Origin of the sequence: Aquibium carbonis (genome assembly GCF_003970795.1) — a bacterium.
Classification (GTDB): domain Bacteria; phylum Pseudomonadota; class Alphaproteobacteria; order Rhizobiales; family Rhizobiaceae; genus Aquibium; species Aquibium carbonis.
The window spans coordinates 1-7,247 of record NZ_RWKW01000172.1 but is presented as its reverse complement, the minus strand read 5'-3'; the positions used below and the strand labels follow the sequence as shown (position 1 = coordinate 7,247).

7 protein-coding genes are annotated in these 7,247 nt (G+C 67.1%); 1 reads left to right on the top strand and 6 read right to left on the bottom strand.

Annotation, left to right across the window (positions count from 1 at the left end):
• Positions 1–178: 178 nt before the first annotated feature.
• A complete protein-coding gene (locus EJC49_RS25345; RefSeq protein ID WP_126702698.1) occupies positions 179–1,948 on the bottom strand; it encodes an acyl-CoA dehydrogenase family protein in 1,770 nt (589 codons plus the stop codon).
• A 279-nt stretch (positions 1,949–2,227) separates the two neighbouring features.
• Between EJC49_RS25345 and ubiA the strand changes: the two genes are divergently transcribed.
• Complete coding sequence (gene ubiA, locus EJC49_RS25340) at positions 2,228–3,211, top strand: 4-hydroxybenzoate octaprenyltransferase (RefSeq protein WP_126702697.1); 984 nt, start codon at positions 2,228–2,230, stop codon at positions 3,209–3,211.
• A gap of 53 nt (positions 3,212–3,264) precedes the next feature.
• On the opposite strand, the gene EJC49_RS25335 is transcribed toward ubiA, so the two are convergent.
• The 5 genes from EJC49_RS25335 to EJC49_RS25315 form a co-directional block, all read right to left on the bottom strand.
• The gene (locus EJC49_RS25335; protein ID WP_126702699.1) at positions 3,265–3,819 is read right to left on the bottom strand and encodes a DUF6101 family protein; all 555 of its coding nucleotides are present in this window, start codon (positions 3,817–3,819) and stop codon (positions 3,265–3,267) included.
• 239 nt (positions 3,820–4,058) lie between these two features.
• A complete protein-coding gene (locus tag EJC49_RS25330; RefSeq protein WP_126702696.1) occupies positions 4,059–4,844 on the bottom strand; it encodes a hypothetical protein in 786 nt (261 codons plus the stop codon).
• A gap of 69 nt (positions 4,845–4,913) precedes the next feature.
• Positions 4,914–5,222 (bottom strand): hypothetical protein, encoded by a 309-nt coding sequence (locus tag EJC49_RS25325; protein WP_126702695.1) that lies wholly within the window; start codon positions 5,220–5,222, stop codon positions 4,914–4,916.
• A gap of 129 nt (positions 5,223–5,351) precedes the next feature.
• A complete protein-coding gene (locus EJC49_RS25320; RefSeq protein WP_126702694.1) occupies positions 5,352–6,773 on the bottom strand; it encodes an FAD-binding oxidoreductase in 1,422 nt (473 codons plus the stop codon).
• 93 nt (positions 6,774–6,866) lie between these two features.
• The coding region (locus EJC49_RS25315) for a Sua5 family C-terminal domain-containing protein (RefSeq protein ID WP_280960069.1) at positions 6,867–7,247 on the bottom strand (381 nt) is incomplete at its 5' end.

Sequence of the window (7,247 nt, the reverse complement as noted above, 5' to 3'; positions counted from 1 at the left end):
AGGGGGAGGGGGCAGTCGAAGTCGCACTCGCCAGACATTAGTCAAAGGTTCGAGCAAGGGTATCGGATAGGCACCAGAGTCGACGGCCCCTCCCCCTTGTGGGGAGGGGCAAGGGGTGGGGGTGGCGGCGTTCCGCAGAAGCGTTTTTACCCGGCTCACTTGCGACGGACGACCAACCCTACCCCAGCGCCTTGGCGGCCTGCGCCAGGCTTTCGGCGCCTTCCATCACCCGCTCCTTCAGCGCCGCCGTCTCGCCGACGAGGTTTTCGGCGTGGAAGCGGCAGAGCGCGATGCGGTCGGCGTCCTTCGAGGCGACGGCGCCGCGGCCGAGCATGGCAGCCGACGCCGCGAGCGCGAAGAGGCGCAGATAGGGCGTGGCGCCGGCCAGCGCGTCCTGCGTGCGGCCAGAGGCCAGTCCGTCCTGCATGAAGCGCGTGGCAGCCTCGAGGTCGTCGATCGCGGCGGCGATCTTCTCGGCGGAGCGGCCGAAGGCGGGCAGGTTGGAGGCGCGCACGGCCTCGGCGTCGGCGCGCAATTCGGCGATGAAGCCATGCACGTGCTCGCCGCCCGCCAGCGGCAGCTTGCGGGTGACGAGATCGATCGCCTGGATGCCGTTGGTGCCCTCGTAGATCGGCGCGATGCGGGCATCGCGGTAGAGGACGGCGGCACCGGTCTCCTCGATGAAGCCCATGCCGCCATGGACCTGGACGCCGATCGAGGCGACGTCGACGCCGATGTCGGTGGCGAAGGCCTTGGCTACGGGGGTGAGCAGGTTGGCGCGATCCTGCCAGTGGCGGGCGTCGTCGCCGTTCATCGCGCGCGCCATGTCGGTGGCATGGGCGCAGGAATAGGCGATGGCGCGGGCCGCCGCCGTCAGCGCCTTCATGGTGAGCAGGTTGCGCTGCACGTCGGGGTGCAGGACGATGGGCGCCATGCCCTCCCCGGTGTAGCCCGGCGCCTTGCCCTGGCGGCGGTCGGCGGCATAGGCGTGGGCCTTCTGCCAGGCGGCCTCGGCGATGGCCACGCCCTGCATGCCGACGGCGAGGCGGGCATTGTTCATCATGGTGAACATGCAGGCCAGCCCCTTGTTCTCCTCGCCGATCAGCCAGCCGATGGCGCCCGGCGCGTCGCCGAATTTTCCGTCGCCATAGATCATCGTGCAGGTGGGCGACGCATGGATGCCGAGCTTGTGCTCGATCGAGGCGCAGAAGACGTCGTTGCGCGCGCCGGGATTGCCATCCGCGTCGGGCAGGAACTTCGGCACCAGGAAGAGCGAGATGCCGCGCGTGCCGGCCGGCGCGTCGGGCAGGCGCGCGAGCACGAGATGCACGATGTTGTCGGTGAAGTCGTGCTCGCCATAGGTGATGTAGATCTTCTGCCCGAATACGCGGTAGGTGCCGTCGCCGGCGGGTTCGGCGCGGGCGCGCAGCGCGGCCAGGTCGGAGCCGGCCTGCGGCTCCGTCAGGTTCATGGTGCCCATCCACTCGCCGGAGACGAGCTTTGGCAGATAGAGCTGCTGAAGTTCGTGGCTGGCGTGTTTTTCCAGCGCGTCGACCGCGCCCATGGTGAGGGTCGGCCCGAGCGCGAAGGCCATCGAACCGGCGTTCCACATCTCGAGAGCGGCCACGCCCAGCATCTGCGGCAGGCCCTGGCCGCCGAATTCCTGCGGCGCCGACAGCGCATTCCAGCCGCCTTCGCACCAGCGGGCGTAGAGATCCTTCCAGCCGTCCGGGGTGGTGACTTCGGCATTGTCAAGCCTGGCACCCTGCGTGTCGCCGACCTTGGCGAGCGGCGCGACCTCGTCGCCGGCGAAGCGCCCCGCCTCGGCCAGGATCGCGTCGACCAGATCGGCCGAAAGCTCGGGAAAGACGCCCTGATCGATCGCGGTGCGCAGACCGGCAATCTCGTTCAGCGCGAAGGAAATGTCCTCGACGGGGGCACGATACATGCGGCAATTCCTCCCAGATGCGGCCGTGCCCGGTCGGGCGGCCCGTTGTGCTTGCGACGCCCGGCCGCGATGGCCAGGCTGTGCTGATGCTCGACATAGCGCGGCAGGACGCTGCCGCAACACCGGCCCGATGGCTAGAGATTTTTGACGTAAACGTCAATTCACCCCGGAATGGCGGACACCGATTCCAACCGGCTGGAACGGCCGGAGCGCACCGGACGGGCGTTGCCGCCCCGGCTTCCCTTGACGCCCGCGCCCTGCCCTGCCACTCAAACAGCCATGGACAGCATCCAATCCCGCGACACCCAGGGCCGCGTGTCCGACGCGCCGACCGGGCACTGGGTCTACCGGGCCCTGCCGCGATGGCTGTGGCCCTACGCGCAGCTGGCCCGCTGGGACCGGCCGATCGGCTGGCAGCTGCTGATGTGGCCGTGCTGGTGGTCGGCGGCGCTCGCCGCGATCGCCTATGCGCGGCCGGGCGAGCCGCTGATGACGCTGTTGCCCAACCCGTGGCATCTCGTGCTGTTCTTTGTCGGCGCCTTCGCCATGCGCGGCGCGGGCTGCACCTTCAACGACATCGTCGACAAGGACATCGACGAGGCGGTGGAGCGCACGCGCTCGCGACCCCTGCCGGCGGGCAAGGTGACGAAAGGACAGGCCTGGGTGTTCCTGGTGCTGCAGTCCCTCGTCGGGCTCATGGTGCTCGTCCAGTTCGAGAGCTTCGTCATCCTGCTCGGCATCGCCTCGCTGGCGATCGTGGCGGTCTACCCGTTCATGAAGCGGATCACCAACTGGCCGCAGCTGGTGCTGGGCCTCGCCTTTTCATGGGGCGCGCTGATGGGCTGGGCGGCCGTGTTCGGCGACGTCGATCCGGCCTCGCTGTTCCTCTATGCGGGCTCCGTCCTGTGGGTGATCGGCTACGACACGATCTATGCCCACCAGGACAAGGAGGACGACGCCATCGTGGGCGTCCGCTCGACCGCACGGCTGTTCGGCGACCGGACGAAGCCGGCGCTGATCGTGCTCTATGGCAGTGCCCTGCTTCTGATGGGCGCGGCCTGCGCCTCGGCGATGGCGCCGTTTCCGGCGCTTGCCGGCCTGCTGGCGGCCGGCGCGCACATGATGCGGCAGGTTCAGGCGCTCGACATCGACGACCCCGACCAGTGCCTGGCCCTGTTCAGGTCGAACAACACGGTCGGGTGGCTGATCTTCCTCGGCTTCGTCGGCGGCGGGCTGTGGATGGCGATCAGCCCGCTGATCTGAGTGCGCCGAAACTCACCTCCGACCGCCGCCTGACGCCCCGAGCCGGTGACAGGTCAGTTGCGGGCGATGATCTCCTCGCCCTTCACCACCAGGCGAAGACCGAGATTGCCCTTCTTGCGGCGGGCGAGAAAGCGCGGCCGGCGGGGCTGCGACGTGGACCGCTTGCGCCGGTCGACCGGACGCGCCGCGCTCAGCGATGCTTCCAGCGAACGCGCCACGCCATCGGACTCGATGAGCAGCATCGGCAGCTTGAGCACCTCCGACCAGGCGCGCCAGTCGGCGGCCACGTCGTCGAGATCGTCGGCGACCAGGAGCGGCACGCACAGCATCGGATCGGCATGGTGGAGTTCGAGCGTGACGGTGACGTTGCCCTCGCCGTCCTCGATGGCACGGGCGGCGACCCCCTGGAAGGTTCGCGCCGGCAAGAGCAGCGAGACCGGCAGGCCGGACCGCTCGAGCACGCGGCGCATGACGGCGCCGCGCCGGTCTATCGTGACGGTGACCTCGCCGAGATCGTCGCGCGCGGCATAGCTCGTCATCTGGGGCAACCGGAACGGGTCGAGCCGCATGTTGCGGCCTGCCCAGGCGGGCTTGGTCACGGAGTTCATCATTACGCCTTCCTGCAATCCCTGAGAGCCGAGTTCGCGGTCTCGCGGGCCGATTTGCTCGACCTCGTATAAGTTGCAGACTAGCGCGGGGGCCTTACCGCCGGGCTTAAGAAGTTCGGTTAAATTTTGCTAGCGCGGCCGATGGTTAGCGGAGTCTGTCGTGGTATCGAACAATTCGACCCGCAGCATCCGAAGTCATGCCTGCGACAGCGATGCCCCGGCGGAGTGCTACCCTCGCTTCATTCGTCGAGGCGATCGGAGATCAGCAGCTCGAAGAGATACTGATCCGCTGCCTGGATGTCTGTCGGCGTCGGCTCTTGCGAGATATCTCCAGGCTTCGAACCGACGTTGAACGCGATCGTCAGACTGTTTTCGCTGTCACGCCTCACGGCAGCCAGTCCGCCCGGGCCGACGAAACTGCTCAGGACCCAGGTGGGGCCGGCCGAATTGACGTTCCGCTTAACGGAGAACGAGATCGTCCCGCCGAACTCGTCGTCGCCCGCGACCCCTCGCACGTTGAACGTCGAGCGCGCAGACTGCTGAAGATACACGAGTTCGGGAATTCCCAGTTTGCCCGATATGTTGCTTTCATGTTCGGTGGGACATGACCCGAAAGTCTCGTCCTGCTCGAGGCGCGCGGCAAGTTCCCTGAAGGAGAACCGCATCTTTCTGGTGAAAGTCCGGGTAGCGCTGTTGGTGAGGCCGAGACCAGCCTTTATCGAAAGGTTTTCCGCAACGGACGGGAACGACAGGCTGGGCGCCAGTTCGCCCGTTTCGGTAACCGAGAGTTTCAAGCTCATCGCGACCACATAGTCCCCCTCTACGAGCAGGGTCCTGAACTCGAACTTGTCCGGGTCATTGCCCTTGCTCCTGATCATTCCGGCCAGTTCACAAACAACACGCTGCACGACATAGCGGATCGTCGGTCGGCCGGACTCGTGCGCGAGATCGAACCGGGGCACGCCACAGCTCTGCAGCGCCAACCCGATCAGAGGCAACGCAATGATGTAGCGCCGCAGGCTCATGACTGTCCCCCTTGCCAGTACAAATCGACCAACCGACTGCGATGGGGCCCGTACGACCCCAGCCTCAGCTCAGCCGCAGGATGTTCCGTCACCGAGGTAACGCGCGTGGCCATCGTCCCCCAACTGCCGGTCGATCTGAATGCACACCTGCTCGGTGGTCTGGACACAGCTGACCTTGGTGCCCGCCTTGTATCGCATCACCATGCACGCCCCTACCCTGCCGCCCCCCGCAGAAGACAAGGTTTCATCAACGAGCCTTCGAACATCTTTTGCTGTATGGAAAGACATTTTATTATCCCCACCTTCAATTTCTGAAATGCTAACAGATTTTTTATGCGTGTCAAAAGTAATATTGATCCCTTTATTTACAACCTGCATCCAAAACGTTCTTGTCCTTCAGGACAGGCGTTGAGAATTTTCTCAACAAAATGCCGGGCAGTCGGCGGGCCCCGGTGCACGCAAACGGGAAAAAACACCCTTTGGTTGTATTTCGGCTGCCTGAAGCCCTCAGATCACCTTGCCGGGATTCATGATGCCGGCGGGATCGAAGCTTGCCTTGATGCGGCGCATCAGGTCGGTGGCGACGGGCGATTGGGTGGCGAGGAGTTCGTCGCGCTTCATGCGGCCGATACCGTGTTCGGCCGAGATGGAACCGGAAAAGTCGCGCACCACGCCGTGGACGACGTCGTTCAGCTCGCGGTAGCGGGCCAGGAAGGATGCCTTGTCGCCGCCTTCCGGCTGGGAGACGTTGTAATGAAGGTTGCCGTCGCCCATGTGGCCGAAGGTGACGAGGCGCGCGCCGGGCGCGGCCTGGAGCACGGCCCGGCCCGCCTTTTCGATGAAGGCCGGAATGCTGGCCACCGGCAAGGAGATGTCGTGCTTGATGGAGGCGCCTTCCGGCTTCTGGGCGTCGGACATCGCCTCGCGGATGGCCCAGAAGGCCTGCGCCTGCGACAGGTTCTGGGCGATGACGGCGTCGTCGGCGAGACCGGCTTCGAAGCCTTCGGTCAGTATCTCCTCGATCAGCGCGCGGGCATCCGCAGCCGAGCGGCCGGACGAAATCTCGATCAGCACGAGCCATGGATACCGCCCCGCCAGGGGCGCGGACAGGCCGGGCGTGTGGCGGACGGAGAAATCGACCGAGAGGGCGGCGCAGAGCTCGAAGGCCGTAAGCCCGGAGCCGGCGCGGTCGAGCGCCAACGAAAACAGCGACAGCGCGCGTTCGGGCGAGGACAGGCCGACCCAGGCGACCTCCCGCCCCTTGGGCTTTGGCACGAGCTTGAGGACGGCGGCGGTGATGACGCCGAGCGTGCCTTCCGCACCCACGAACAGGTTCTTCAGGTCGTAGCCGGTGTTGTCCTTCTTCAGCTTGCGCAGATCGTCGAAGATCTCGCCCGTGGGCAGCACCACTTCGACGCCGAGGCAGAGTTCGCGGGCATTGCCATGGGCGAGCACGCCGGTGCCGCCGGCATTGGACGAGAGATTGCCGCCGATCTGGGCCGAGCCCTGCGAGGCCAGCGACAGCGGAAACAGGCGGCCGGCGGTGTCGGCCGCCTCCTGCACGCGCTGGAGCACCACGCCGGCCTCGACGGTGATGGTGCTGGAGGCGGCGTCGAGTTCGCGGATGCGGTCGAGCCGCGACAGCGACAGAACGATCTCACCTCCCGACAGGTCGGGCGTGCCGCCGCCGACGAGGCTGGTGTTGCCGCCCTGCGGTACGACGGGCGTGCGCGTCTGCGTGGCCAGCGCGAGGATTTTCGACACTTCCTCCACCGAACCCGGCTTGAGCACGAGGCTGGTGCGCCCCGTCCACAGGCCGCGCGGCTCGGTCACGTGCGGGGCAACGTCGGCCGCGGTCGTCAGCGCGTGGCGCTCGCCGACGATGGCGGCAAAGCGGGCGATGAGGTCGGGAGGCAATGGGGCGGCCATGGAACTGACTCGGTGGACGGGCGCGGCACCGTAAGGCCAGGCGCGCCTTTGTCCAAGGGGCTGGCGGCGCCGGGACGAAAACCGACCGCGCCCTCACCCTCGCGGGGCGGCGGCGCGGGCGAGGCGGTCGGCGATGGCTTCGCCGAGACCGTCCGTGGGGATGGGCTCGACGGCGATCGAAGCCGCACCCGATCGGTCGAGGTCCGACAGCATCGAAAAGAGATTGGCGGCGGCCTCGCGCAGGCGGCCCGTGGGCGACAGGTTGACCAAGGCGACGGCCTTGTCCGCACCCGGGACGCGGGTAGGGCCAAAGGCGAGCAACGCCTCCCCGTCCCTTACCGACGTCGCATCAAGCCGCACGGCGGCGCGCGGCGCATAATGCGAAGCGAGCATGCCCGGCGCCTCGACGGCTGCGCCCGGCGCGCCGCGCTGCGCGGCGGAGCCGCGCTGGACGGGTGAACCGGCGACGGCCTC

What these genes read in the sequence shown, in the direction of transcription:
- EJC49_RS25345 (WP_126702698.1), bottom strand. Translation starts at nt 1,948, where the DNA reads ATGTATCGTGCCCCCGTCGAGGACATTTCCTTCGCGCTGAACGAGATT.
- ubiA (WP_126702697.1), top strand. Translation starts at nt 2,228, where the DNA reads ATGGACAGCATCCAATCCCGCGACACCCAGGGCCGCGTGTCCGACGCG.
- EJC49_RS25335 (WP_126702699.1), bottom strand. Translation starts at nt 3,819, where the DNA reads ATGAACTCCGTGACCAAGCCCGCCTGGGCAGGCCGCAACATGCGGCTC.
- EJC49_RS25330 (WP_126702696.1), bottom strand. Translation starts at nt 4,844, where the DNA reads ATGAGCCTGCGGCGCTACATCATTGCGTTGCCTCTGATCGGGTTGGCG.
- EJC49_RS25325 (WP_126702695.1), bottom strand. Translation starts at nt 5,222, where the DNA reads ATGCAGGTTGTAAATAAAGGGATCAATATTACTTTTGACACGCATAAA.
- EJC49_RS25320 (WP_126702694.1), bottom strand. Translation starts at nt 6,773, where the DNA reads ATGGCCGCCCCATTGCCTCCCGACCTCATCGCCCGCTTTGCCGCCATC.